This is a genomic window from Actinomycetospora sp. NBRC 106375 (genome assembly GCF_030269665.1).
Classification (GTDB): Bacteria; Actinomycetota; Actinomycetes; order Mycobacteriales; family Pseudonocardiaceae; genus Actinomycetospora.
In genome coordinates, this window is record NZ_BSTS01000021.1 from 1 (window position 1) to 24,028 (window position 24,028).

At 68.9% G+C, this 24,028-nt stretch carries 23 protein-coding genes; 7 read left to right on the forward strand and 16 right to left on the reverse strand.

Going from position 1 to position 24,028, the window contains the following annotated elements; genetic code table 11:
- The first annotated feature begins 519 nt into the window (after window positions 1–519).
- Window positions 520–726 carry a hypothetical protein gene (locus QSK03_RS26990; protein WP_285658520.1) on the forward strand — a complete coding sequence of 69 codons (207 nt, stop codon included), beginning with the start codon at window positions 520–522 and terminating at the stop codon, window positions 724–726.
- 117 nt (window positions 727–843) lie between these two features.
- Here QSK03_RS26990 and QSK03_RS26995 read toward each other — a convergent pair whose 3' ends face one another.
- A complete protein-coding gene (locus QSK03_RS26995) occupies window positions 844–1,170 on the reverse strand; it encodes a hypothetical protein (RefSeq protein WP_285658522.1) in 327 nt (108 codons plus the stop codon).
- Between the two features lie 335 nt (window positions 1,171–1,505).
- On the opposite strand from QSK03_RS26995, the gene QSK03_RS27000 reads away from it, so the two are divergent.
- The gene (locus QSK03_RS27000) at window positions 1,506–2,237 is read left to right on the forward strand and encodes a TIGR02391 family protein (protein ID WP_285658524.1); all 732 of its coding nucleotides are present in this window, start codon (window positions 1,506–1,508) and stop codon (window positions 2,235–2,237) included.
- 92 nt (window positions 2,238–2,329) lie between these two features.
- On the opposite strand, the gene QSK03_RS27005 is transcribed toward QSK03_RS27000, so the two are convergent.
- Window positions 2,330–2,842, reverse strand: coding sequence for a hypothetical protein (locus tag QSK03_RS27005; protein ID WP_285658526.1), 513 nt, complete (start codon window positions 2,840–2,842; stop codon window positions 2,330–2,332).
- Between the two features lie 181 nt (window positions 2,843–3,023).
- Here QSK03_RS27005 and QSK03_RS27010 point away from each other — a divergent pair, with 181 nt between their 5' ends.
- A complete protein-coding gene (locus tag QSK03_RS27010; RefSeq protein WP_285658527.1) occupies window positions 3,024–3,707 on the forward strand; it encodes a hypothetical protein in 684 nt (227 codons plus the stop codon).
- 521 nt (window positions 3,708–4,228) lie between these two features.
- Here the strand turns inward: QSK03_RS27010 and QSK03_RS27015 are convergent.
- Entirely contained in the window at window positions 4,229–5,089 is an 861-nt protein-coding gene (locus QSK03_RS27015; protein WP_285658530.1) for a hypothetical protein, read from the reverse strand.
- A 1-nt stretch (window position 5,090) separates the two neighbouring features.
- Window positions 5,091–6,002 carry an HTH domain-containing protein gene (locus tag QSK03_RS27020; RefSeq protein ID WP_285658532.1) on the reverse strand — a complete coding sequence of 304 codons (912 nt, stop codon included), beginning with the start codon at window positions 6,000–6,002 and terminating at the stop codon, window positions 5,091–5,093.
- Window positions 6,003–6,430: 428 nt separating this feature from the next.
- On the opposite strand from QSK03_RS27020, the gene QSK03_RS27025 reads away from it, so the two are divergent.
- The 4 genes from QSK03_RS27025 to QSK03_RS27040 all read left to right on the forward strand — a co-directional run bounded on the left by QSK03_RS27025 (window position 6,431) and on the right by QSK03_RS27040 (window position 11,822).
- Window positions 6,431–7,588, forward strand: a complete 1,158-nt coding sequence (locus QSK03_RS27025) for a hypothetical protein (RefSeq protein WP_285658535.1) — start codon at window positions 6,431–6,433, stop codon at window positions 7,586–7,588.
- Window positions 7,589–8,004: 416 nt separating this feature from the next.
- Complete coding sequence (locus QSK03_RS27030; RefSeq protein ID WP_285658538.1) at window positions 8,005–9,792, forward strand: caspase family protein; 1,788 nt, start codon at window positions 8,005–8,007, stop codon at window positions 9,790–9,792.
- 993 nt (window positions 9,793–10,785) lie between these two features.
- The gene (locus QSK03_RS27035) at window positions 10,786–11,055 is read left to right on the forward strand and encodes a hypothetical protein (RefSeq protein ID WP_285658541.1); all 270 of its coding nucleotides are present in this window, start codon (window positions 10,786–10,788) and stop codon (window positions 11,053–11,055) included.
- A gap of 344 nt (window positions 11,056–11,399) precedes the next feature.
- Entirely contained in the window at window positions 11,400–11,822 is a 423-nt protein-coding gene (locus QSK03_RS27040; protein ID WP_285658543.1) for a hypothetical protein, read from the forward strand.
- 9 nt (window positions 11,823–11,831) lie between these two features.
- Here QSK03_RS27040 and mobF read toward each other — a convergent pair whose 3' ends face one another.
- From mobF to QSK03_RS27100, 12 genes are all read right to left on the reverse strand, one after another.
- Window positions 11,832–16,301, reverse strand: coding sequence for a MobF family relaxase (mobF, locus tag QSK03_RS27045; RefSeq protein WP_285658545.1), 4,470 nt, complete (start codon window positions 16,299–16,301; stop codon window positions 11,832–11,834).
- A 289-nt stretch (window positions 16,302–16,590) separates the two neighbouring features.
- Window positions 16,591–17,403, reverse strand: coding sequence for a hypothetical protein (locus QSK03_RS27050; protein WP_285658547.1), 813 nt, complete (start codon window positions 17,401–17,403; stop codon window positions 16,591–16,593).
- Window positions 17,404–17,409: 6 nt separating this feature from the next.
- Window positions 17,410–17,817: a hypothetical protein gene (locus tag QSK03_RS27055; protein ID WP_285658549.1), complete on the reverse strand. Its 408-nt coding sequence runs from the start codon at window positions 17,815–17,817 to the stop codon at window positions 17,410–17,412.
- Window positions 17,814–18,554, reverse strand: coding sequence for a hypothetical protein (locus tag QSK03_RS27060; protein ID WP_285658550.1), 741 nt, complete (start codon window positions 18,552–18,554; stop codon window positions 17,814–17,816). Before QSK03_RS27060 ends, QSK03_RS27055 begins: the two co-directional genes overlap by 4 nt.
- Complete coding sequence (locus QSK03_RS27065) at window positions 18,551–19,417, reverse strand: hypothetical protein (RefSeq protein ID WP_285658552.1); 867 nt, start codon at window positions 19,415–19,417, stop codon at window positions 18,551–18,553. The genes QSK03_RS27060 and QSK03_RS27065 overlap by 4 nt, the downstream gene beginning before the upstream one ends.
- On the reverse strand, window positions 19,414–21,330 hold the full coding sequence (locus tag QSK03_RS27070; protein ID WP_285658554.1) for a type IV secretory system conjugative DNA transfer family protein: 1,917 nt from the start codon (window positions 21,328–21,330) through the stop codon (window positions 19,414–19,416). The genes QSK03_RS27065 and QSK03_RS27070 overlap by 4 nt, the downstream gene beginning before the upstream one ends.
- Entirely contained in the window at window positions 21,327–21,665 is a 339-nt protein-coding gene (locus QSK03_RS27075; RefSeq protein WP_285658556.1) for a hypothetical protein, read from the reverse strand. Before QSK03_RS27075 ends, QSK03_RS27070 begins: the two co-directional genes overlap by 4 nt.
- A gap of 52 nt (window positions 21,666–21,717) precedes the next feature.
- Entirely contained in the window at window positions 21,718–22,266 is a 549-nt protein-coding gene (locus QSK03_RS27080) for a hypothetical protein (protein ID WP_285658558.1), read from the reverse strand.
- Window positions 22,263–22,742, reverse strand: coding sequence for a WhiB family transcriptional regulator (locus QSK03_RS33255; RefSeq protein ID WP_352232057.1), 480 nt, complete (start codon window positions 22,740–22,742; stop codon window positions 22,263–22,265). Before QSK03_RS33255 ends, QSK03_RS27080 begins: the two co-directional genes overlap by 4 nt.
- On the reverse strand, window positions 22,735–23,172 hold the full coding sequence (ssb, locus tag QSK03_RS27090) for a single-stranded DNA-binding protein (protein WP_285658561.1): 438 nt from the start codon (window positions 23,170–23,172) through the stop codon (window positions 22,735–22,737). The genes QSK03_RS33255 and ssb overlap by 8 nt, the downstream gene beginning before the upstream one ends.
- 304 nt (window positions 23,173–23,476) lie before the next feature.
- Window positions 23,477–23,707 carry a hypothetical protein gene (locus tag QSK03_RS27095; RefSeq protein WP_285658563.1) on the reverse strand — a complete coding sequence of 77 codons (231 nt, stop codon included), beginning with the start codon at window positions 23,705–23,707 and terminating at the stop codon, window positions 23,477–23,479.
- Window positions 23,707–23,910: a helix-turn-helix domain-containing protein gene (locus tag QSK03_RS27100; RefSeq protein ID WP_285658564.1), complete on the reverse strand. Its 204-nt coding sequence runs from the start codon at window positions 23,908–23,910 to the stop codon at window positions 23,707–23,709. The genes QSK03_RS27095 and QSK03_RS27100 overlap by 1 nt, the downstream gene beginning before the upstream one ends.
- Window positions 23,911–24,028 lie beyond the last annotated feature (118 nt).

A 24,028-nucleotide genomic window follows, 5' to 3' on the forward strand; every position in this document is an offset into this window, starting at 1 on the left:
AGGAGCGAGCGATCGCCGGATACGTCCGCTGGCACAACCGCCACGCCACCCCGAAACGCCGCTTCGCCGCCAACTCCAAGATCCGCAGGCCCGATTACCTACCCAACGTTGCCTGACGCAGCACTAGCGTTCGGCACGGACGTCCTCCTCGATGCGTGGGAAGCCAAGCCCGATCACCGCATCAGGAGGACGTCCCCGCCTCCGCCCGACGCGCCGTACCTGCAGGTCTGGGCCACTTACTACCGGGAGGGGCGGCCCGATCAAGCTCTCGGGGCCCTCCAGCACCGGCCGCCGCGAAGCGGCGTCCACCTCAGCGCCGCAGGCGCCCCGGCCACCCGGCCTTGAGGAGCTGCCCGAGACGAGGGCGCGCCGAGATCACGCGCGCGGGCGCCGGTGGGCGTGTCGTCTGCCCGGGGTGGGCACAGGACCGGCGCAAGGAACCGCACCGGGCTACCGGCCGCCGAGAGGCATCACCGTCGCGCGCGGCCGAAGCCGCGACTCCAGGGAAGGGAGCCAACGATGGGTGACATCGCCGGCAAGGTCGACAAGGCCTACGAGAACAAGAGCATCGCCGAGCTCGCCCACGCGCCGGTCGACGCGCTGCAAGGGGTCAGCGAGGGCGACGCCCAGCACCTCAAGGACGCGTTCAACATCAAGACTGTCCGCGACCTGGGCACCAACAAGTACTTCCTCTGGGCCCAGTCCATCGCCAAGCTCGCCGAATAGCCCGCGAGCAGTCAGCAAGCAGGTAGCCGGCCCGGTCCCCCGCGCGCGACGAGCGGGCGGGGGACCTGCCAGCCGCAGTCGGGCCGCCGGTCAGCCGCCGGTCGGCCGAGGCCCGGGTCAGTCGACCGGGAACCCCTTCTTCAGGTTCGGGTTCTCGCGGCCGGCCGGGGCCGGTCCCGGGAAGTACGGCGCCGGATCCCGGTCGCCCTCGGACACCCGGTCCGCCACCCGTGTGGCGGCCTCCCAGATACGGGGCGCGGCCGGCTTCTCTCGCCATCCAGCGGCGATCTCGACGAGCAGCTCCGAGACCGCGGCCGCCGAGGCCTCGTCGAGACCGGCGTAGCCGCCCGGTCCGCGGACCCGCACGGTCTCGGCCGCAGACCGCATCTGACCGGCCTGCGCCTCCCGTGCGGCCTGGCGATGTAGGTCACGGCGACTGCGCATCGCTCTCCTTGGAAACAGACATGCCGGCCTGCCGTGCGGGAAGCACGGCGAAAGGGACACTCTCGCACCGCTGGACCAGCCCGCCCGGCAGCCGACGGCTGTCACGGACACCTGCCGGCGCGCGCTGGTGGTCGAGGGTCGCCACCTTCCCGGCCGCCGCACCATCCTGCCCGCCAGACGTGACGGTCCTGGGGGTTATCGGATCGAGCCGGCCGACTGGCGCCTCGCGTCACGGTGACGACCGCTTGGCCCGGGACCTCCAGCAGCGAGAAGGTTCCGTGGAGCCACGCCGCGCAGCACAGGTGCTGTCGGAGCCGTGGGGCACGATCGTCGCCATGGCCATCGACACCCAGTGGGCGACCGAGGTGCTGGAGCATTTCCTTGGGCTTGCCGAGCTCTACCGCCCGCCGGACCCGCCCGGGATGACCATCATTGGACCAAGCCTCTCGAACCGGGGGACGCAGGCCGACATTACGAGCGAGGCGGCCGTGGTCGAGCAGATCCTCGACCGAACGCTGCCGGGCTGGCGCCAGAACGTGGAGCACGAGCCCAAGGTCAACCGGTGGTACCAACACCTCGAAGCCAGTCGGCGGGCCCTGGCGGTCATCCGCCGCCAGCCCGAGATTGACGCCGCGCTCGGTGATGATGCACCGCGACTCTCCGCGAGCAGCCTGCACCCGTGGGTGTGGGACGGTGCGCGGTCGCTTTGGCAGAGCGGGCACTTCCGCGAGGCCGTCGGCGCGGCGGCGCGCAAGCTCAACGCCGAGACGCAGAACAAGCTCGGCCGTCAGGACATCTCTGAGACCGACCTGTTCAATCAGGCGTTCAACACCGAAGCGCCCAAGCCGGGGACGCCGCGGCTCCGCCTCATGAAGGATGAAGACTCCAAGACCTTCTCGAGCGTGCACCGCGGCGCTCGAGCGCTTGCCGAGGCCTGCTACGCGGGCATCCGAAACCCGATCAGCCACCTCGAGGGCGAGCTACCCGAGGCGCTGGCCCTCGAGCAGCTCGCCACTTTCTCTGTGCTCGCACGCTGGGTCGACGGCGCCGAGGTTCTTACCATCTGAGTAGATCACAGAGCGACGTTGCGTCAACCCGCATACACCGCCTTGCAAAGATGGCCGACCACGTTCACCAGGCCCTATACCAGCAGCAACGTTCATGCGTCAGGTGTCTCGATGCTCCTCGTCGTCACCGCTGGCTCTCGTTTCGTGTCACGGGGCGTGCCATGTAGGACCGCGACCACGGATGTCGACTCCAACGGGCGGCAACGGTAGGGCCCGGCGTCGCGAGCTGTCCGGGAACGCGGGCTCAGTGCAGTGCGGCGGTGAGCCACTTGGTTGTGTCGGCGAGGAGCCCGTCGAGCTTTGTTGAACGCGCAGTGCGCGCCTCCACGGACGAGTTGCACGTCGGTGTCGGGGCGGCCGTCGAAGACGGTGGTGTCCGCGAGCGGGACGTGGACGTCCTCGTCTCCGTTGATCACCAGCATGGGGCTGTTGGTGTCCTGCGCCAGCAGGTCGTCGATCGCGAACGACGCGGCGACCTCGATGACCTGCTCGGTGGTGGGGACGGTCGTGAAGCCGACGGCGTTGCCGAAGATGTCCTGCATGCCGTGGAGCAGTGCGCGCGCGTGCTCGCTGCTGAAGGCCGGGGAGACCGGGCCGCTGACCACGACGGCGGCGTCGACGATCGCGGTGAGGCCCGCGTGGGCGGAGAGGTACGCCCGAGGGCTGCCAGACCGCCCGCCGCAGGATAGACCCCGCGCCGCCGAGGGAGAGACCCCAAGGGGCCATGCTCGCCGAGAATCAGGCGATCGCGTCGGGAACACGAGTCCGACTGTCTAGGGTCGCCCCGTGAGCCCGACAGCGACCTTCGTGTTGGCCCTCATCGGCGTCATTCTTGCGACCCTCAGCCTCATCGTAGCGAGTGCGAGCCTCGGATGGCAGGTACTGAACTTCTTGCTCACAGGGCCCCGTCCAAAGGTGACGATCAAGCTGGGAGTCGCAGGCGCGGACGGCGTGCCTGTCCTCTACTGGTCTCCCGACAACGGGCAGGGCAAGGAGGACATCGAGGCACTCGGTCTTCCGACCAGGGAGGTCTTTGTCGTGGAGGTGACCAACCGTGGTCGGAGCGACATCGTCCTGCTGACCATCGGGCTGTCGGACACGAGCTTCCCGTGGAGGACGCGCTACGCGACGGTCGTGAGCACTGGACGGGAGCCCGGGTCGAAACTCGAAGGCGGTGCCGTGCGCCGTTGGCATGCCGACGTGTGGCCCCTGCTCAATCAACTCCGCAACGCCCGCCCCAATGCGACCCTCCGCGTTCGGGGATGCGTTCGGATCGGCGCAGACAGAGTGGTCGTCTCGAGGGGCCCGCGCGGCCTTTGGAAGGTGCCTCCTGACGCACGCACCATGTTCGACAAGAGGCTGATCAAGGAACACAGCGGGAGCGCCACTCTTCGAGGCGTTGTGCGTCCTGGTATCGCAACCGTGGAGTCCGAGCACGAGGTGCCGAACCCGCCGAGCACCGATAAGTGAACCAGAGCGCCTCGCGATAGCGAACACTTGTTCGATGGACTCGGTATCGCTGGCGCGGCAACCTGCGTCGCCGTCGAGGATCTCCGTGGTCTCGCGTGGCCGGGTTCGCGCGGACGCCGACCACGGGCAAGGTCGGCCAGCTCGGCATGAGCTTCGGCGGCTGCGTCGTCGTGGGTGAGGCCCCGTCCCGACCACCACTCCCCCGCTACGGAGCTCGTCGCTGTCGGGGGCTCTCCTCAGGTCGGTGCCCTGGTCCAGGTCGGAGCGGCTGGCCGCCAGGGGCCGAGCCTCGTCCTGCGGCCGGTGCCCACCGGGGGTCCAGGTCGTCGCTGTCGTCGTCGGTGGCCGGGCCACGCCGGTCGCGCGAGCGCCGGCCCTGACCGCTGGTGGCGCCCGGTGAGCGGGTGGGTTCTCGGTAATGGACGAACAGGTCTTCACAGGACCAGGCATTGCTGAGCGCCCGGCGCATAGGTTGGCGGTTCGATTGGCTCACGCGGTCACCTACCGCGAAGGCCTAAGCACTAGATGAAGTCGCTGTAGTTCCATTCAATAGCGTCGTCCCATTGGCGCTCGAAATAACGTTCGAAGCCCCAATAGAATGACTTTGTCTCCTTGCTTGCATCCTTTGAGAAGAATAGCTGTGGTACGGCCATTTCATCTTCGGTGCCATAAACATTGTACGAAAATACACAGACGCGTTCGTTGATGAACATCAAGCGGAATAGCGTTGCGTTGTCGTAGAAGCGGACTTCGATGTCGAACTTGCGCTTCAACTTTAGGTCTGCAATTACTTGTAAACTTCCTTTCACGGCATCCGCGAATTGCTCCTCAGGCTTGTTGGCTCGCTGAGCAGCAGTTCGGAGATTGGCTGAATCGGGTCGACTCAACAGGAGACGTACCGTATTGCCGCTTGCGGTGCATGCCGCAACGGTCTGCGCGAACGTATCAGCGTTGCTGGTTAGTTTGCTCGCGCCTGTACCTAGAAACGATAGTCCACTGGTACACGAACGCAATGCCTTCTTTGGGTGCAGTCCAGTCCTCATCTTTAGGTCTACTCCACCCACACCGACCCACCAGAACTTCAAGTAAGGCCACGCTAGGCCGCCCGAGGTGACGAGAACCCCGGCGACAAGCAATACAATTCCGAGCCAGGGCGATTCGTTCCATCTCACGATTAGACTCGCGCTGATGGCGGACGCCAGGCCGAACACAACGAAGCCGAGCAGCTGAATGATCTTCGACCGACGCCGGCGGAGATTCTGGGTCCTACGCCTGCTTGTCCACAGGGCTCCAATTAGGAAGCCAATTAGGTTGCTGGCGAGGTTGACTATCAGCGGAATGGCAATGTCGCCGGCGACACTGACACCCTGTTGGGCGGACAAGTTAGCCGAGAGCCTCTCGTTCGTGTGTGTAGATGAGCTCCGACCAATTCTCGAAGTCCTCTATGCGAGCGTCGATCTCACCTAGCGTCTCGAACTTGCTGTTCAGGAAGTTGCCGCGCTCCGCCACCGTGTATTCGGCACCACGCAGCTGGGCTTTATAGACAATCGCAAGGTGTTGGCGGCTAACTTCCCGTCGGTCGTCATAGATGAGACCCAGATACTGGCAGGCAGGGACGTAACTGAGCGCCACCTCTTCTACTAGTTCGCGAGCAAGCGCAACGTATCCATCCCTAGGGTCGAAGGGATCGATCAGGCTTGATGCCGCCTCCGCCAGAGAGCCCGTTCGCGAAAGGTCTTCTGGCGTCACGTGACCGCCGAAGTTAAGCGAATACTGGCCCTTCAGCCGCTTCTCCGGTAGCCGACCACTACGCTGGAAAGTGAGGTAACGCCCTTCGAATTCGAGGACGAAGCTTGAGACAAGTTGGACTACCTCAGTGTCCCTCTCAGCATCCTCACGAAGAAGAGGCCTGCAATGTGACAACAGCTCGGAACCCGTCACTAAGGGCTCATGATTGAAGCCTGGCTGCTTGATGATGCTGTCGATCAATCCGATGTCGAAGACAACCGCGTCTTCCTCCAACGGCGACTTCGAGAATCTCTCGGCGTGGAACTCGACTAGGACGTCGTCCCACTTCCGAAGAGCGAAGACGTTAGGCGCCGTCCGCATGAAGGCGGAGTCGTCCCTTCTTGCAAGAATATCGTCACTCAGACGTGCCTTCATGGTGTTCTCAGGGGTCTTGCCCTCGCTGAGGAGGTCCCCCTCGTCTACCGCGATACGAGCTAACTCTCTAGGGTGCATTGGGCGACCATGACGCTCTAAGACTTGCTCGGCCGCCCTGAGAAAGGTGGACATCGAGGAAACCACCTCCCCCACGGGCTAGCCTTACAGTCGCCTAATTGGGTAAACCTACCCTATAGGCACCTACGGCCTGTCAAGCAGGCTCGCCGACTACCGCGACCCCAATCTGTAGCTGGTAGTGGCCCCTCGCTCGCTGACCCTTCGTGACAGGTCTCGGGTACGCGGAGGAGGACTCCTCCGCGCCTGGCGATCGAGGCTGGCCCGATGACTAGATGGGCTCCTCCGGGTGGTGAGGTGCGTAATGGGCGAACAGGTCTTCACAAGACCAGGTGCCGCCGGGGTGCCAACGAGCGACTGTCTCCGGGTGAGCGGGTGGCGCAGGCCCAGCACCGACGCGAGACACGGGGGCGCGCCGATCACAGCTGCGCAAGGTCACCAGCCTCCGCCGGAACTGCGGTGTGCCGCTGGACCGCGAGTGCGGGGTGACGCTCGCGGTCACCGAGAACACCGACGACACGAGGGCCGCCGGCTACTCGGGGTTGGCGCCGGGCGGGTCGGTATGGCGCTGCCCGCAGTGCGCCGCGAAGGTCGCCACACGACGGGCCGATGAGCTGTCGAAGGTGATGCGTGCGGTCGACGAGGCCGGCGGCTCGGCGTTCCTGCTGACCTTGACGATGCGCCGCGACCGTGGCGACCGGCTCGGGCTCACGAAGGACGAGCGGGCGCAGCTGCGCCAGCTCAATGAGACCGCGCCGGCTACGAGGCGGCGAACGCGAACCGGTGGGACTTCGACGAGCACCAGGCCGAAGCCGATGCGATCGAGGAGAACACCCTGCGTCAGCGCAAGAGCTGCTGGGACGGTCTTGTCCGACGCCTGCTCGGGTCACCTCCGGTGGCGCGTGGAAGGCAGACTGAGAGCTGCTCGGGTGGGCGCCGGTCGTGGAGGTCGCCGACGGCGACCACGGGTGGCACGTCCACATCATGCTCTGCTGTGCTTCGGCGATCCGGTCTCCGCCGAACTCGTCGCCGCTAGCGTGGGCGCGCGCAGGTTCTCCCGGTGGCGGTCCGCGTTGGAGCGCAAAGGGTTCGACGCCTCCGACGACCACGGGTGGGACCTGCGCCGCGTGCAGCTCGGGGACGGCGATCTGGCCGAGTACTTCACCAAGATCGCCCACGAGGTCACCGGCTCCCACCGCAAAGAGGGCCGGCGCGCCGGGGGCCGGACCCCGATGCAGCTGCTCGCCGACGCCGTCGACACGTACGAAAAGGCGGCGCTCGCGCGCTGCTGGGAGTGGGAACAGGCCTCCGAGCGCCGACGACAGCTCACCTGGTCCACCGGAGCCCAGGACCTACGCAGGCCGGCTGAGCTGGCGGCCGAGGCCAGCGACGAGGACGTTGCCGCGAGGAGTTTGGCACGGATACCCGCGACGCAAGACCAGTCGACGACTGGATATGGCTCACGAACGCGGGCTACCCGGCACTGCTTCTATCCGTCGCAGAGGCTGGCGGCGCAGGCGCGGCCCTTGCGTGGCTCGCGACGAAGCGAGCAGTCTCGGGTCGACAAGCGCGGTGCCGCTGCATCTCGGAGTGTCCCGACGGGCTGTCGAACGTTGATCGATAGGATGCTCCCTGTTATGTAACGGGGCCTTGCGAGGAGACCGATGGTGTCGACGACGATCGTCGTTCACGTTGAAGTTGTTGAGAACGATAAGCCGTTTCGCACTGTGGACCCACAGGACTTTCTTCAAGACGCACTCTTAAGCAAGATTGGGGACGTACGACGAGCTACTCGACGTCTTCCGCAGTCGCCTGGAGCGAAATCAGCGACCTACGACGTTGTCGCAACAGTCGCGGTCACACTCTCCACGGTAGGAGTTCCCGCGTTCGTCCGACTAGTACGAAACTATCTTGATCGACAGAAGGCGCGCCATATCAAGCTAACAGTAGATGGCAATACGATCGAGATTGATGCGTCAAGTAGACGGCAGCAGGACGCTGCTCTGCGAGCATGGATCGAAGCCAATCGAGCCGTTGAGAATGATTCGACAGAGACTCAATGAGCAATCGTCGCAAGGCCCTGCTTATCGCTTGCGACACCTTCGACGACGATGAGCTAGAGGATCTCCACTCCCCGGTGTCGGATGCCGAGCGCCTCAAAGCCGTTCTAGGAAGAGAGGATCTAGGGGATTTTGATGTACACCTCCTCTCGAATCCCCACCTGAGCGATCTTCACGAGTCGATTTACGACTTCTTCAATAGAGCGAGCCGAACTGATGTACTCCTCCTTTTTCTCTCCGGGCATGGCCTCCGGGATCACAGAGGTAGGTTCTACTTCGGTGTGCCCACTACCAAGCCCGGCGCCTTGCCTCCGACGGCTCTCCCTGGCAGTTTCCTCAAGGACCAACTAGAGGACACACTTTGCCAGCAGGTTGTTGTCATTCTAGATTGCTGCTACGCGGGTGCGTTCGCGAAGGATCTAGACGGCAAGTCCGCTTCAGACCTCTCGGCGGTGGCTGTCGAGGAGTTCGAGGGCCACTGTAGAGCAATCCTGAGCGCCTCTAGTGCGGTTCAGATCGCTCTGGAGGGGCTAGACGACGAGAGTGGCGAAGTCGTCTCAGTCTTCAGCGCAGCGCTCGCCGGAGGGATTGAGTCGGGAGACGCGGACCTTAACGGAGATGGTCTTGTCGGGGTCGAGGAGCTCTTCTCGTACACAAAGAGCGAGATCAAGCATCGGCGGGCCCCTCAAACTCCTGAGATCAGGGTTTCTGGTATCGACGCGAATCTGACGATATCGAAGGTTCCGTCGACGACTGGCGACATCACCAGGGACGAGTCGGTGCGTCACGCAATGACGAGCAAGCACCACGAGCTCCAACGCGCCGGCCTTATGGTCGTTCGACGACACTTGGCTGCTGGGGCTCAGATCGACTACCAGGCTGCGCAAATCCTAGTCTCTCCCATGGTCTCTAGCGAGAGCCGGGAACTCCGCAGGGAAGCGCATCGGACCTTGCAAGGCTTTCATGTCGCTCAGGCGGTGACCGTAGATCGAGTACCTCGCGAATTCCACGTGAAATCTCTCCGGGTAGACACCCAGAAGCTGAGGGCGGCATTGAATCGTGCCGAGGCGTTCGCCTCAGTTGACTATAAGCCAGATACCTTGGTGGTCAACGAAGTCCGCATCTTCTCTGGCTCCGGCCGCGGTGTCGTTGCGAGCGGTACGGACGGATTTCGAATGAGCCTTGAATTTGTCCCCGCACCTGGCGGCTCCTTCGTATTCGACGAGATTTTGCCCCGTGGAACGGCCGACATGATACATACGTCTTCGCCATACACGGTCATCTACAAGTATCGCGGAGTTCTCTTCTTGCTCGGAGAATCTGACCGTCACGGGGTATCCGTCCCTACCCTGAAGCACAGATTTCCTCGTCTTGCAAGGATTGTCGTTGGCCGATCGCGCCAGAATCCGGGATTTGAAGTAGAGGCCGCCGCTATCCGCGTCGCGCTTGAGCAGCTCGAGGCTCAGCGTAGTCCCGGGGATCGCAGCCTGGCTTCGACTGTACTCGCCAAGATCGACGGCGCGACCCTCAATTTGGAGATGGATAGGGGTCCAGTCTCAATAGCAATACCGGTCCTGTCTACATCAGAGGATGTCGAAGACGTCTACCTGAACATGAATTACTTGCACGATGTCGTCACGTGGTTCCCGAGTGACGGTCGCTTATGGTTTGAAGTCGTCGGCTCCGCACGCCCACTTGCGGTAAGAGATCGAGCGCTCTCAGGGCGTCGGGCAATATTGATGACTATGCAGCCGCCGGAAACGACCCTCACAAAGTTCAGATTCTGACGAGTGGTCACGGACTCGATCGTCGAGGCCGACACTTGCCCTCGACCTGGCTTCGCAAGCCTGAGCCCTCGAGGATCGGTCGAAGGCGGCCTCATCGCCAAGAGTCGCCGGAGACGGTCGACTATCACCATTAGGGACTTGGCGCCATGCGCGGCTTGCGATGATCTCGTCAGAGAGGCCAATTCACGTCGGCACCAATCCAACTCGACATCAGCCGGAAGCCTCGTCAGAAGAAGCCGTAGGCGATGCACCTCCGATATAATCTATGAGGTTCCACTGCACTGCAGTTTCCCACTGCCGTTCGAAGCACTCTTGGAACGCCCAGCAGAAGGACTTCGTCTCGTTGCTGGAGTCTTTCGAAAGGAAAGGCTGAGGCGCATCTATTCCATTGTCATCAACATGAACATTTGTACGAGAAGACGCAAACGTGCTCGTTGATGAAACATCAACCTGAACAGCGTCGCGTCGCCGTAGAACTGAACCTCGATATCGAGCTCTCGGCTCAATTTCAGATCGACGATCACCTCAAGATTGCCCTCCACAGCCTCCGTTAACTTGATCTCCGGTTATCCGCTCGACGGGCGGCGTTCTTCAAATTGTCGGAGTCTGAGCTGGCTCAGGAGTAACCGTCCCACTTCAAGCTCCAGCGCCCGCCCCGGCCCGACCGATGCCTCGCCGGCAGTGGCCAGCATCGGAGCCACCCGCGCGAGACCCGAACGCGGGGAGCTTCGCGGGCGGGACACCGCACCGGGTCTACACGACGACGCCCGAACGGGTCCGGCCGCAAAGTGCGGCTCACGCTGTCGGGTCCGGCGGCTACAACGGGCACGGCGTCCACAGCCCGCAGCCGGCGCCGGCCAGCACCTGGTGTGCCAACCTGGTCGTGCCGCGCTCCCCCGCGGCAGATCCCTGGCGTCTGTCCGAAGAGAGAACGGCGATGGCCACCACCGGGACCTGCGTCGGCGAGCGGAGCGCGAAGCCCAGGCCGCCGAGATGCGCCGGGCAGCCGAGAAGGTCCGCGTGCGCGGCCCCGGCGGTTTCGCCGGCCTCGACCGGGCGTCCGCCGCCGCCGTGTCCGAGCTGCTCGAAGAGCTCGCCTCGGGGTGGCGCGACAAGCCCACCGCTCCGCGGGTCTGGGAAGCCGCGACCCGCGTCGCCGACAAAGTGCTCGGACCCGAGTTCGACCCCGCACCTCAGTTCCCCAGACCGGCCCCGGTAGGGCACGAGAACCCGAACATCCGGCGAGGTCTCCTCGACGGCTGACCCGAGCGCGACGACTCGCCCGCCCCTGGAGGGTGAGTCACGCGCGGCGCAACCGTCCACTGTCGGACGGTCGACCTAGCGTCAGGTCGTGACCGACACCGACGCACCTCCGACGACTCCGGCAGCGGCGACAGTGCTCGACCGACTTCTGGCGGCCGGGCTCTCGGAGGACCGGGCTCGGAACGGATCGCCGGCGGTGGCACGCGGGTGGACGGTCAACCGGTCACCGACCCCGCCCATCCGGCCGCGTTTCCCGCCAAGGTCACCCTCCACCCCTGACTCGTGCCGAGCGGTGCCCGAAGCGTGACTTCCAGCTGTCGGTGCCAGGTGTCACCGTCGTGGGCGTGGACGTGACCGACGCGGATGTTGCGGCGATCCCGGTACGCAACGTCCGCGTGCCACGAAGCGAGTTCGTGGCCGTGTGGCGGGCTGCTTCGGAGCGAGACGTCCACGATTTCGCGCACGACGGCGGGGGCTGGTACGCGGCCGGCGTGGCTGCCACATGCCGCTGGCTCGCGACAGCGCCGTCCAGGCTGAGCAACGGCCTCACCGACCCGACGGCTTCCCCTGCTTCGCGTCGGACGGCGCTGGCTTACGAGGAGTTGATCGAGGCGGAGTTCCTGGCCGCCGAGCGGCTCGAGGAGCGGCGGCCCGACCTGGCGCGGTCCCGCCCCGGTTGGTGTGACGGGGTGCGGGCCACCTTGCAGTGGGCGTGGCGTCGGCAGGGTCCTCCGCCACTCGAGGTCGACCTGCTGGCCGACAGCTGACCGCAGCGGTTATGCGTCGACCTCGTCGAGGTCATCGACCTCGCCTGGGTTCGAATCGCCCACCGGCTCGCTCGAGTCGTCGGAGCTTTCCACTGCCTGGTCGCGGGCTTGCCATTGCGCGAGTTGCGCCTCGCGATGTTCGGATTCAGCTCTCGCGTCGCCGTCTTCGCGCGCACGCATCTCCGCGAGGGCGCGGTTGGCCTTCTCGACCGCGGCCGAGGTCTCGTCGGCGGTGGGTACGCGCACGTGGTCTTCGGCGACAGGGCTCGGCTCTGACGTGGCCACCTCGCGAATGTCGGGTTCCGACGGCTCGATATCCGTTGGCTCGTCAGATGCGGGATCGACCCGGCCGGTCTTGTCGTCGTGCTCCTCGGCGTCGGGTCCGAGCTCGTGGAGATCCTCTGGTCGGCTGGTGACGTCGTCCTCGGTGACGTCGCGATGGGCCTCGTCTTCCGAGATGGCGGCTCGGTGCGCGGCGAGCCACTCCGCGGCGGTGGTGCGTTGCTCGGGCTCGGCGTCGTCGACGTGGCGAGCGGCGAGCTCGGCCTTGGCGCGCTCCGCAGCGGACCGGGTGCCCGCGGTGTGGGCCAGCCACCGCGAGCGTGCCTCGTCGAGCGCGTCGAGCTCGGTAGCTCGCGCACTGAGGGTCGTGGCGAGCGTCGAGGTCTGGTCGGCTTCGGCGCTGAGCCTGTGTCGTTCGTCCGGGTCGGTGGCGGCGTCGGCTTCGGCGCGGCGGAGCTGGGCGTCCTGGTCGGCGCGCGTCGCGGCTTGGTGGGTGCCGGCGAGCTCGTTGGCGACGTAGCGGGGCGCCCATGCGGATTCGCGTTCGTGGGCGCGTACGCGGACGCGGAGCTGACCGTCCGACATTTCGAGTTCTTCGCGGTCGATCTCGGGACGTCCGAGCGCGCGCCAGGCGGCTCGGTAGGAGGCGTAGGCCTCGACCTTGCCTGGTCCGGGCGCGGCGCCGAGGGCGTCCTCGGCGTCGTCGTAGCCGCTGAGCTCGCGCCACGCAGCGACCGTGCTCGCGCGGTCCTGCCATTGATCGCGTTCGGCGAGAGACTCGGGTACCGGTCCGAGGGCGTCGGTCAGCCACGTCGGCGAAGTGGATGCGAGCTCTTCGCCGAGCTCGGCGCTGCGTCGGTCCGCCGCATCGGCAAGGGCGGTGAGGTACTGGTCCCAGTCGGCCCGCCCGGTGCTCGGGGTCCAGTCGGCCCAGCTGCGGCCGTCGGGATCGAAGGTGTGGGCGTCGCGGATGCGGCCGTGGACGACGTTGGTGAGGTTGCGGGCCCCGTCGAGCGGCCGATCGGTGACCGCTTCGCGCAGGACGTTCTCGGGGTCGCGACCTGCGATCTCAGCGCGGCGCAGGATGCGCGTCAGTGAGACGGCGCCGTCCTCAGCGGCGAGTCGGGCGCGGTCGTGGCCGGTGATAGTGCCCTCGGCGACGAGCTGGTCGAGCCAGCGTCCGGTGCGCTCGGTGGCGGCCAGGTGCGCGGCATCGCTGAAGAGCTCCCCGGCCGTGCGAGTGCTGCCCGACTCCGTCGCGGACTCGGTCGCGGTCGTGAGTGCGGAAACGGAAGCGCCGCCGTCGTCGCGGGTGACGATCCCGGCCATCACGGCGACCGGGTCGCGGTGCAGGGAGTGGTCTACGTGCGAGCCGTCGGCGGGGTCGACCGGCCCGTTGATGGTCGCCACGTGGGCGGTGTTGGCCTCGCGGCCGCGGGTGAGCCCGACGTAGCTCGCGGCTCGGCTGGTGCTGGGGCCGGCGACGAAGTGGCTGGTGTCGACGGTGAGGCCTTGGGTCGCGTGGACAGTGCCGGCGTAGGCGAGCGTTACGTCGGCGTCGACGTACTCGCGGGGCAGCACCATCGGGTCACCGAGCACTTCGCTGCCCTCGTTGTCGCGGCCGTGGACGGGGGCGACGGTCAGCGAGCCGTCGTCGCCGATACCGGTGACGCGGTAGGTCTCCCGGTTGATCGGGCCCCGTCGGTTGACGTGGTCGCCTGTGTCGGTCGTGGTGCGGTGTCCGGCAAGCTCCCAGCCGTTGCGGCGGGCGGCGACGAGGTCCCCGACGCCGGCGTCGTTGCCGTCCCGTCCGAGCACCACCCCGTGCTCCTCGACGCGTCCGAGGCGCACCAGTTCAGCGCGCAGCGCGCCGGCAAGGCGATCAGCCTGGTCGTTGGTGTCGACCACGAGCACCGAGCGGCGCCCGGCCAGGGTGTCAGCGAGCCAGGCGCGGCTGGCGGACGCCTCGGCGTCGTCGAGGGTGCCGGCGTCGATCAGGCGCCCGTGGCGTTGGTAGTCGCGCAGCACGCTCTCATCGCCGTCGCGCAGGCGCAGTGACGCCGGCCCTTCCCAACCTTCTCGGAAGCGGCGGGTCTCGGTGAGCTCGTAGCGGGCTCCGGCGTGGGCCAGCAGGTCCATCGCCCCGCCGGCTCCGACGGCGGCGAGCTGGCGGTGGTCGCCGACCAGCAGGAGCTTGGCGTCGGCGGCCTCGACGTGCTCGCAGATTGCAGCCAGGGCCGTCGTGTCGGTCATCGCGGACTCGTCGACCACGACAAGGTCGCCCGCTCGCAGCCGCCACGCCGAGGCGTCGTCGACCTTCGCACCCTGGGCGAGCCGGTCCTGTGTGTCGAGCCAGCGCTTGACGTTGCGGGCGTCAAGTCCCTCGTCGGCGAGGACTCCGGCAGCGATCTGGCTGGTGGCGAGCCCGAAGACCCGCCCAGCAGCGGCGCCGCGGAGCTCGGGATCGGACCATGCTCTGGCGAGGGTGCCGACGACGAAACTCTTCCCGGTGCCCGCGGGGCCGACAAGGGTCTCGATCCGCGCGCCGGAGGTGAGCACCCCGCGGACAGCGGCGACCTGGTCCACGCCGAGCTCGCGGCCGGATTCCCGAAGCTGACCGAGGAACCGGTCCGCGACAGCGGACGGGGTCGCGGCGGCGTCTCCGCGACGGGCGGCAGCGGTCATCGCGCGTTCGGTGTGGACGTGGTCGGGGGTGGCATAGAGCTTCGCGCCCGGGGCGTCGTAGGCCGGCCGGCCATTGGCCAGGCGCAGCTCGTCGGGCAGGGCGTCGTCGCCAGGACGGGCCGCGTCCAACGGGGTGGAGAGCGCGAGGCCCTCGTCGGTGAGCCAATCCAGCAGGCCCGCGACGTCCTCTCCGCTGGTCAGGCCGAGCGTGTCGGGCAGAGCGTCGTTCACCGCACGGGTCAGGTCGGCGCGGGTCCAGGCGGCCTTGCGGGTCTGCACATCGGCCAGGGCGGTCTCCAGGACCTCGCGCGGGGACCACTGTCCTGCAGCCGGCGGGTCCTGCTCGCGGGCACCGAGGACGGCCTCGGCGACGCCGCGCAGTCCGCCGGCGACCTCGTTCCGGAGCTGGGCGTCGATGCGGTCGAGGAACTGGGTGCGGGTCTCGCCCTCGTGCGACTTGGCGCGGCGGGTGGCCAGGGTGGCTTGGCGGGAGAGCCGGTCGCGTTCCAGGCCGTTGGCCTCGCGGCCGTGGTGGGCCTCGAACTCCGCGATCAGCTGCTCGGCCTTCTCCGACAGCGCACGTCGGCGCGACGAGAGCAGGTCAGTCACCGTGTCGTCGATGCCGATGACCTCGCGCGCTTTCCCGTCGGGACGCATGGCCAGCTTCAGGCCGAGCGCGTGAGCGAGGTGCTCCTCGGTGGTGCGCTCCCCCACCGCGGCCGCCGCCGGGCGGAACTTGTGGATCGCACGCGAGTCCAGGGTGCGCCACTCGTCGTCGGTGTCGCCCGGGGCTCGGTTGAGGATCGGGTTGTGGACGTGGAGCTGCGGGTCGTGGTCGCGGGAGTCGTGCTGGAAGAACGACGCCACGACCCAGCCGTGCGCGTCGACCCACCGCCCGGCGGCGCCGCCGTGATGTCCGACTCGGGCGTAGCCGGCCTTGTCCTGTAGGTAGGACAGGGCGGCGTTGTTGCCCGCCCAGATGGCGTCCTCGACCGCCTGGCGGTACTCGCCCCACGCCGCTGCCGTGTCCTCGTCGCCGGCGTCCCGGGCTGTGACCTCCTCGGCCTCGAACGCTGTATGCAGCACAGTGACGCTCTTCTGAATGCTGAACGTGGCGTCCAGGAAGTCGACGTTGTGGCGAGCCTGCTTGCCTGCCTCGACCTGGAGTTCAGCGCGTCGTTCAGCCGAGGCGTCGGGCTCGTGTTCAAGCGCTGAGGCGTACAACTCGTCCTCGGTCGCGTAGCGGCGCCCGGTGTGACCGAGGGTCGGGACCTCGTCCCATCGCTGCGGGTCGGCGAAGCCCTCGTGGCGGGGGTCGAGGAACCGCTCGTAGATCCCGCGCATGTCCTGGGCGTCGACGAGCCCGCTCAGACCGAGCTTCTCCGCGCCGGCGCCCCACCAGCGACCCGGCGGCTCGCCGTCGGTGACCGCACCGGTGTAGTAGGACTCGCGGCCCATCGCGACCTCGTTGAGCAGATAGTCCGGCGAGTATCCGGAGGCGACGCTCAGCATCCGGACGACCTCGCGAAGATCGACCGCGGCAACGCCGCGAGGGCGTCGATCGATTGCTGCTCTTCCGGCCGGCCGCAGGCCGGCCCGGACCCTCGGATCGTGATGCCTAGGTGTGCGTCTCTTGATCTTTCCCTTGATCTTTTCGTCTTGGTGTCTTGTTGGTCGTGTCTTGTCGTCTGTTCGGCGTAGTGATCGGTGTCGGGAAGTGGTCCTGGTTCTGTCGTTGGTTCTTGGCTCTTGTTCTTGCTCTGGTTGTTGCTCGTGGTCGTGGTGATCGGTGGCTGGGTGGTCATGGGTGGGCCTCGTCGGTCGTGTCGGTGGGGTCGGTTTCGGCGGTGTTGATCAGCCGGAGGGGCAGCGGCCGGTCGCGCAGCGCCTTGAGCGCGGCCGCCGCGGTGCCGCGAGAGACCTCGGCGGCAGTCTCGAGCTCGGTGACCGTCGGCCAAGCCCCGTGGCGCTGGGCATGGCGGGCGGCGGCGGTCTCGGCGCGGTCGCGGGCCGGTGAGGCCACCGGCCGCGGCGGCGGACCACCCGCCGCGTCGTCCCCATCGCCTTCGGGATGGTCGGGGCCTCCGGGCGCGCCGGGGCCGAGCTGAACAGCGCCCGCGAGGGTGTTCGGCTGAACGTCGGGGGCGTTGAACGACCCGGGCTGAACGCTGCCGGGCTGAACGGTGACCCGATGAACGTCGCGGGGGGGCTGGTCGACGGCGAGGAGGTAGAGCAGGTGGGCGACCACGGCGGCGGCGACCGCGGGCCAGGCGCCGACCCCGAACCGCAGCGCGGGGGCGACCTCGACGGTGGGCCCGCCGGCGAGGTAGGTGGCCTGCCCGAGTCCGGACAGCCCGGCCGCGGTGACCACCACGGTCCAGGCGTAGCCGGCGGCGCTGCCGCGCAGCCGGGCGGTGGCGCCGTAGGCAACCAGCGCGAGCCCGTCAGTGATCAGCGGGTAGAGCCACGCGATCCCGCCCGGCACCCGCGCCGCGACCGCGACCTCGAACAACCCGTGCGCGGTGGCGACCGCGGCACCCAGGGCGACCGCTAGGCCCGGTAGCCACAGCACGGCGGCGCGCCCACCGGGGCGGGCAGCTCGGTTCTCGACCATCGAGCATCACTCCGCGCCTGCGTCAGCGGCGGCGTGGGTGCTGTCCTCGCCGACGCTCTCCTCGCCGGCGCGGTCCTGGGCGTGCCAGCGAGCGAGCTGCTCGCGTCGGTCGTGGTCACCGTCGGCTGACGCGTCGCGGGCGTCAGCCGAGCTGCGGTGTGCGGCGCGGCCGGTGGAGGGCCGTCGTGCCGGGTCGCGTACTGGGTCGCGTGCTGCCCGTCGGTCGAGGTCGGCGACCGCCCGGCGCAGATCGTCCAGCGAGCCGCAGAAGCAGTGGAACTGGCCCGGGGCGATCGCGTTCCAGTGCGCGAAATAGATCTGGCTGAGCCGGTCGAACTCGGCGCGTTCCGCGGCCTCCCGGGCCCGCTCCTGAGCACGGGTCTCAGCCTCAGTTCCGGCGCGATCTGGGGTCATCGCGACCAGCCCTTCCGATCGCCGTTCACCGCGGCGCTGATGCCCGAGCCGTCACGGCCCGCGGCGTTTCGGGAGCTCTCGGGGTTCTCCGACGCTGGTTCGGGTGGGGGCTGGTCGCGGGCATCGGCCCACCACCGGGCGATCGCGGGTGCGGCGTCGACCCCGGGCACGGGGATGGCGCCGGTGGGTGTGGTGTTCCAGCCGGGGCGGGTCTGGTGACGTTCGCGGGAGCAGGACCCGACGGTGGTCTTGAGCCGGCGCACCACGCCGGGGCGTTGGCGGTCGTGCCAGTCCCCGGCGAGCTGCACCGAGGCGCCGCGGTCGTCGTAGGCGGCGCGCCAGGCGTGGGAGAGCCACAGCAGTTCCTCGATCACCTCGGGGTGCCAGAGCCAGCACTCGGGCAGCACCGCCGCGCCGTCGGGGTAGCGCAGGAACACCGTGTGCAGCCACCGGCACAGCTCCTCGAGCAGACCCGTCAGCGCTTCGCCGTCGCCCGGGGCGGTCAGCCACGACGGCGCCACCATCGGACCTGGCCGGGCCGGGGTGGCGGCGAGGGCGTCGGCGAGCTGAGCGACGGTGCGCGCCAGGTCGTCGACCCGGGTCGGGGTCCCGACCAGCACCTCGAGGCCACGGCGCAGCCCGTCGACCTCACGCGCCAGCCCGGCCAGGGCCTCTACTCGAGCGAACTCGCCCCCACCGTCGCCGGCCGTGGGCGGGCCGGGCGGTCGGCGGGTCACCGACCCCACCCCGCTGTCCCGAGACCGTCCCCGCCGTCATCGGTCTCCGGGAGGGAGTCGAGATCGGCGCGGGTGTCGGTGGCGCGGTGATCCTCGTCGTGCCAGCGGGCCAGCTGAGCGCGCCGCTGCTCATCCTCGTCGGGCACGCTCCCCGCCGCCTGCGCGGCTCGTGAGGTGCGCAGGTTCTCGATGCGTTGGCGCAGCCGTTCGGGGTCGTCGGGGGCTTCGAGGTACCCGCTGTCGTGCGCTCGGCTCGGGTCGCAGGTTCCGGCGGCCCAGGCTCCGGTGGAGGGCCACCACCGTCCCTGGGTGTTGAGGAACGGGCCATCGCGATCCTCGGCGGGGTGATCGTGGGCGAGGTCGCCGCTGGTGGCGCCGCCGTCTCGTCCGTCGAAGGCGGACCCGGCTGTCGGGTCATCGCGAACGATCTGATCCTCGTGCTGCCAGTTCGTGACGGCGAGGGTGTCCGGCGCGCCGTGCCCGTCACGGGGGAGGTCATCGAGCGCGTCGTGTGCCGGTGGCGGCGCGAGACCCTCGAGACCGAGCAGCCGTTGGTACTCGGCCCAGGCGTAGGGGTCGTGATCGTGGGCGCGGTCGGAGAGCACCGCGCGCTCGGCGGCGTCCTCGAGCGCGTCCTCGCCCGCAGTCGGCGGCCGCGGCGTCCATCCAGTGATCGGTGCCGCGTGCTCGGCGAGCCACGTGGTGCGGGCGGTCGCTTCGGCATCGGAGGCCGGTTCGCGCCAGTCCGGGTCGCCGTACTCGGCGGCCGGGTTGTAGGCCCTGGACAGGTCAGGCCGGTTGTCGAGGTAGGCCTCATGTTGGGCGGCGGTCCAGCCCGCGGGGCCCTGCCGTGGGTGGCTCATTGCAGCCACCTCTCGTCACCGCGATGGTTGGGGTCGTGGTCGCCGAGGACGGGCGGTGCGGCCGGCTCGACGTCGATCACCAGCGGCGGGCGGGCGTCCGAAGGCCTACGGGGCGCTGGCACCGTCGTCCTGCTGCTGCGCGAACGGGCCGCGCGCCGCCACAGGTCCGCGCTGCGAGCCCGCCATGTGCGGTGCCGCGGGGTCGCGACCCGTCGTAGCCCGGCGGTCAGGCCGACCTCGAGCCAGGCGCGGGCGCGTAGCCCACGGCCCCGCAGACCCGCGGCCGGCTGCTCGCGGAGGGCGCGGACATCGGGGCGGGTCCAGGCCATCCGGGCCCGCCCGATCACCGGGGCGATCCCGCGCCGATACACGACGACCTTCCCGGCCGGCAGGTTCGCCAGCTGCGCCGGCGCCAGCACCGGCACCTTGCGCACCGTGCGGCTGGCGACGCGCCCGTGCAGGTCGGTGGTGGTGATGCGCTCGTCGCGCTCGCCCGCGAGGGTGGACCAGAACTGCAGGTCGTCGCGGTCGCGGGTGCCGCCGAACAGCATCACCGAGCCGGTGTTGTTCAGGATGGTGGCGGTCTTGTGCTCCCCGTAGCGGGCCAGCAGCTGGGCGCGGGACTGGAACGGGGCGATGATGGTGACCCCGCGCCCGCCCATGTCCGCGGTCCAGTTCTCCAGCGGCACCGGGCTGATCAGCGCCGCCTCGTCCAGCGCGAGCAGCAACGGCGGGTCCAGCCGGCCGGCGGGCTTTGCGGTGGCGAGCCGTCGGGCCTCGCGGGCGATGTGCCCGGTCAGCGCACAGACCAGTGGTCCGGTGTCGGCCTCCTCGGCACCGAGCAGAAACACCGTCGCCCGCGACTCGAGCAGCGCCTCGACGTCGAAGGGCTGGTCGGTGGGGGCGGCGGCGGCCGCGGCGTCGGGATGGTTGAGCCACCCCAGCGCCGGCATGATCGAGTTGGTGATCGAGGTGCGGGTGCGGTCGTTGGTGGTGACGAACTGCTCGGCCGCCTTGTCGAACGTCTCCACCGCAGAGCGCCGGAGCAGGGCGGGGACTTCGCGGGCGGCGCGGTCGTTGTCGGCGACCCAGCCGAGCACGTCGCGCATCGACCCACCCCCGAGCGCCGCCGCATGCAACAGGGCGGCGAGGACCCGGCGAGCCTGGGCGTCCCACCGCTCCGCATCCCCATGACTGGCCCGGGAGGTGGCGGCGACCATGTCGGTGGCCCGCTCCACCGCGGTCACCGGATTGGCACACCCGGTCAGCGGGTCGAAGCCGATCGTGGAGCGGATACCGCCCAGCCCGACCGGGTTGAACACGAACACCGGCCCACGGGACTTCTGCCGGATCGGGGCGCACAGCTCCAGCAGGTCGGTGCGCGTCGAGGTCACCACCGCGGCGCCGGGGGCGTCGAGGACGCGGCCGGCGAGCCAGCCGGTCTTGCCCGTGCGCGGGCCGCCGAACACGAGGGTGACGTCCTCGATCGAGGACCAGACTCGCTGCGCCCCGACCCGGCACAGCTCCACCCCCACCGCCGAGGTCGGGGTCGCCCAGCCGTCCCGGCGGGTCAGCGACCCCAGCGACGGGCGCACCGTCGCGGCCCGACGGCGCGTCGCCACCGTGCCGGCTTGGCGGGCCACGTCGAGGGTGGAGGCCACCCCGGCGCGGCGGCGTGACCGGGCTGACCAGCGGGTGATCGTGGCCCGTGATCGCGACCAGCGGTGCCACACCACCACCGCCAGCACGACGGCGATGGCGAGCAGCGCGGGCCAGGACAGGGCCTTCAGCAGCGTGGTGGCCGGCAGCCCGGCCAGCGCCCCACAGCACACGGCGTGGCGGACCGCGCCGCGCAGCACCAGCACCACCGCCGCTGCGAGCAGCCCGACCAGGATCAGGAACGTAGCGATCACCGCGACCACCCACCCTCACCGGACCGCAGACCCTGAGAGCCCTCGGGGCCGGGCTGGTTGGTGGTGTCGGTGAGCCAATAGCCACCCGCCGGGTGAGCGAGCTCGAAGCGGGCACCGTCCCCGATGATGCGTCGCGCCCAGCGTTGGGCGTCGTCGTCGGTCATCGGCTCATCGGTCCGCCCCCGCACCACCCCGTCGATGAGCAGCGCCCAGGTGATCGGGCCGCCGCACGGCGCGTCCCCGAGCTCCAGCCCCAACGCGGTCTTCGCGACGTCGGCGCGGACCAGCTCGATCCCCAGCAGCAGCGGCAGCGTCGCGTGCACCCGCTCCCCCAACCTCGACACCCCGCTCGAGGTCCCGTGGGTCGTAGCGGTGGTCGTTCTGCGGCTACGCATCAGGTCCTCCCTCCTCGTCATCGCGCGCTTGTCGCTGCCAGGCCTCGAGCGCCGCGAGACGGCGGGCGCAGTCGTGTTCATGGCCGGCTTCGCGGTCGTCGGGGTGCGAGGCGAACGGGCCGCGATCCCGCACCCGAGCCCGGCAGGTGGTGCACGTCCACACCGCCGAAGCCAGCCCGGTGCCAGCTCTCGGGGGTGGTGGTCGGTGCTCGACCAGCCACTCCCACGCCGCCTCGCCGCGCGCCTCTCCGCCGGCGTCGGCCGGGAGCTCGAGGGCGTGGCCGACGGCGTCCCAGCTGTGTCCGGCGCCGCGGGCTCGCAGCGCGCAGTCGCGCAACGCGCCGTGCGCGACCTCGGCCACGAGCCGCCCTGCCCGCACCCCGGCCAGCGGGTCGGTCAGCACCGGACGCGACACCCCGTGGAAGCCCTCGATCGGCTCCCGGTACTCGGTCGTGTCGAACGCGGTGACCGCGACCCGCCGGACGTGCTCGCGGGTCGACCACGCCGCCTGCTCGCGGCGGGACACCTCCAGCCCGCTCACCGCGGCCCACCTCCCGCAGCATCAGTCGTCTGCGTCGGCGAATGCTCGAGCTGCGTGGTCTGTGCGGTGGGGTTGCGGGCCGCCCACCGGGCGATGGTTCGAGGGCTTACTCCGTACTCGGCCGCCACCTCCGGCTGCGAGCAGCCAGCCTCGAGCAGCACCAGCCACCGCGGCTTCCGCGCACCCGCGTGATCGCCGGACCGTCCGCCGGGATGTTCGTGCTGTGCCCGGGCTCGTCGACGCTCCTGCTCGGTCATCCCGCCCGCGATCCCGTGCGGCATCCGCTCGAGCGCCTCGGCCAGGCAGCGCTCACGCACCGGGCAGCGCCGGCACACCGCCTTCGCCGCCTCGACCTGCCGGCGCACCAACGGCTCATCCAGCGCGCCGTCGCGAAGTTCGTCGGTGGCTTCCGGGAAGAACAGCTCCGGGTCCACGCCCCGGCACGCGGCCAGAGCCTGCCAATTCTTGTCAGTCATGGCCGCCCACCAACTCGTTCCCCGGGTCCGGCACGCTCTCCGCATCCGCGTGGTGATCCGCAGCGGCGACTGTGGTGCGGTGGGGGCGCGCGGTGGCGTAGCGCAGCGACACCCCCACCTCGTCGACCTCGAGCTCGATCACCTGCCGGCGAGCGCCGTCGGCGGTCTCGAACGAGCGCTGCCGCAGCCGCCCGCACACCACCACCCGGTCGCCCTTGGACAGCGACTCGGAGGCGTGCTCGGCGAGCGGGCCCCACGCCACACAGCGCAGGAACAGCGCCTCCCCGTCGACCCACGACCCCGCCTGGCGGTCGAAGCGCCGCGGCGTCGACGCCACCGTGAACCCCGCCCGCGCCGCCCCGCTGGGCAGATACCGCAGCTCCGGAGCCTCGGTCAGATTCCCGACGATGGTCAGCGTCGTCTCGTTCATCTCGATCTCCTTCGGAAGTTGCCCAGCCGCGACAGCCGCAGCTGGGTGTTGGTGGGTCCCGCCGGACTGGCGGGTGGAGGCGTCCTGGCTGCCTCCACCCCGCGTGCGGGCGCCGCCGGCCGTCGAGGTCTCCGGGGTCAAGGGCCGGACGCAGTCCGGCCGCGCAGCGGCGCCACCGGCGCCCTTGAGGCCGGAGGAACGGCCGGCTCACGCTCGGCGGGACACACCAGGCCTGCGTCGCCCCCGGCGACTCCGTTCCAGTCCCTCGGCCCTGCGGCCTTGAGCGCCCGCGCTCGGGCGGCCTCTAACCGTCCGCAGGCGCTCCTGCGCCGCCCTCCAGGGCAGGTGTCGTGGCCTGGTCCACCGCCGACATCAACCCGCCGATCGCCGCCGGCAAGCCTTGGCCGACCGGGGTGCCGATGAACAGCACCAAAGCCACCAGCGAGAACACCACAGCACCCGCCGCCGACCGGGTCTTAGCGCAGATGAATGCGCCCAGGATCGCGAATAAGATCAAGAGTCCGACGCTCGACATCAGGAAGCGCCCCCTTCGACGGCTCCTGACACAAGTGCGTCGATGACTGGACCGGGGATCAGCCATCGACCCCGGATTCGAACCGCGCGGAGCTCGCCGGAGCTGATCGCCCGGTAGACGGTCATCCGCGACATCTTGAGCATCTGCGCGACCTCGGCGACGTCGTAGAACGTCGGTGCCCTCTCGCTGCTTCTGATCGACAACGCTGACTCCTCGCTGCGGACGCTGGCCCGACATGGCGGCGTCTGTGCATCGAGAGTCAGGGAGGGAGTCGATGCCAGTCATCGATCCTTGCTGGCGGCCAGTGGTGGACGGTGAGGC

What these genes read in the sequence shown, in the direction of transcription:
- mobF (WP_285658545.1), bottom strand. Translation starts at nt 16,301, where the DNA reads ATGCTGAGCGTCGCCTCCGGATACTCGCCGGACTATCTGCTCAACGAG.
- QSK03_RS26990 (WP_285658520.1), top strand. Translation starts at nt 520, where the DNA reads ATGGGTGACATCGCCGGCAAGGTCGACAAGGCCTACGAGAACAAGAGC.
- QSK03_RS26995 (WP_285658522.1), bottom strand. Translation starts at nt 1,170, where the DNA reads ATGCGCAGTCGCCGTGACCTACATCGCCAGGCCGCACGGGAGGCGCAG.
- QSK03_RS33255 (WP_352232057.1), bottom strand. Translation starts at nt 22,742, where the DNA reads ATGACTGACAAGAATTGGCAGGCTCTGGCCGCGTGCCGGGGCGTGGAC.
- QSK03_RS27035 (WP_285658541.1), top strand. Translation starts at nt 10,786, where the DNA reads ATGCGCCGGGCAGCCGAGAAGGTCCGCGTGCGCGGCCCCGGCGGTTTC.
- ssb (WP_285658561.1), bottom strand. Translation starts at nt 23,172, where the DNA reads ATGAACGAGACGACGCTGACCATCGTCGGGAATCTGACCGAGGCTCCG.
- QSK03_RS27055 (WP_285658549.1), bottom strand. Translation starts at nt 17,817, where the DNA reads ATGACCCCAGATCGCGCCGGAACTGAGGCTGAGACCCGTGCTCAGGAG.
- QSK03_RS27030 (WP_285658538.1), top strand. Translation starts at nt 8,005, where the DNA reads ATGAGCAATCGTCGCAAGGCCCTGCTTATCGCTTGCGACACCTTCGAC.
- QSK03_RS27020 (WP_285658532.1), bottom strand. Translation starts at nt 6,002, where the DNA reads ATGTCCACCTTTCTCAGGGCGGCCGAGCAAGTCTTAGAGCGTCATGGT.
- QSK03_RS27050 (WP_285658547.1), bottom strand. Translation starts at nt 17,403, where the DNA reads ATGGTCGAGAACCGAGCTGCCCGCCCCGGTGGGCGCGCCGCCGTGCTG.
- QSK03_RS27095 (WP_285658563.1), bottom strand. Translation starts at nt 23,707, where the DNA reads ATGTCGAGCGTCGGACTCTTGATCTTATTCGCGATCCTGGGCGCATTC.
- QSK03_RS27000 (WP_285658524.1), top strand. Translation starts at nt 1,506, where the DNA reads ATGGCCATCGACACCCAGTGGGCGACCGAGGTGCTGGAGCATTTCCTT.
- QSK03_RS27065 (WP_285658552.1), bottom strand. Translation starts at nt 19,417, where the DNA reads ATGAGCCACCCACGGCAGGGCCCCGCGGGCTGGACCGCCGCCCAACAT.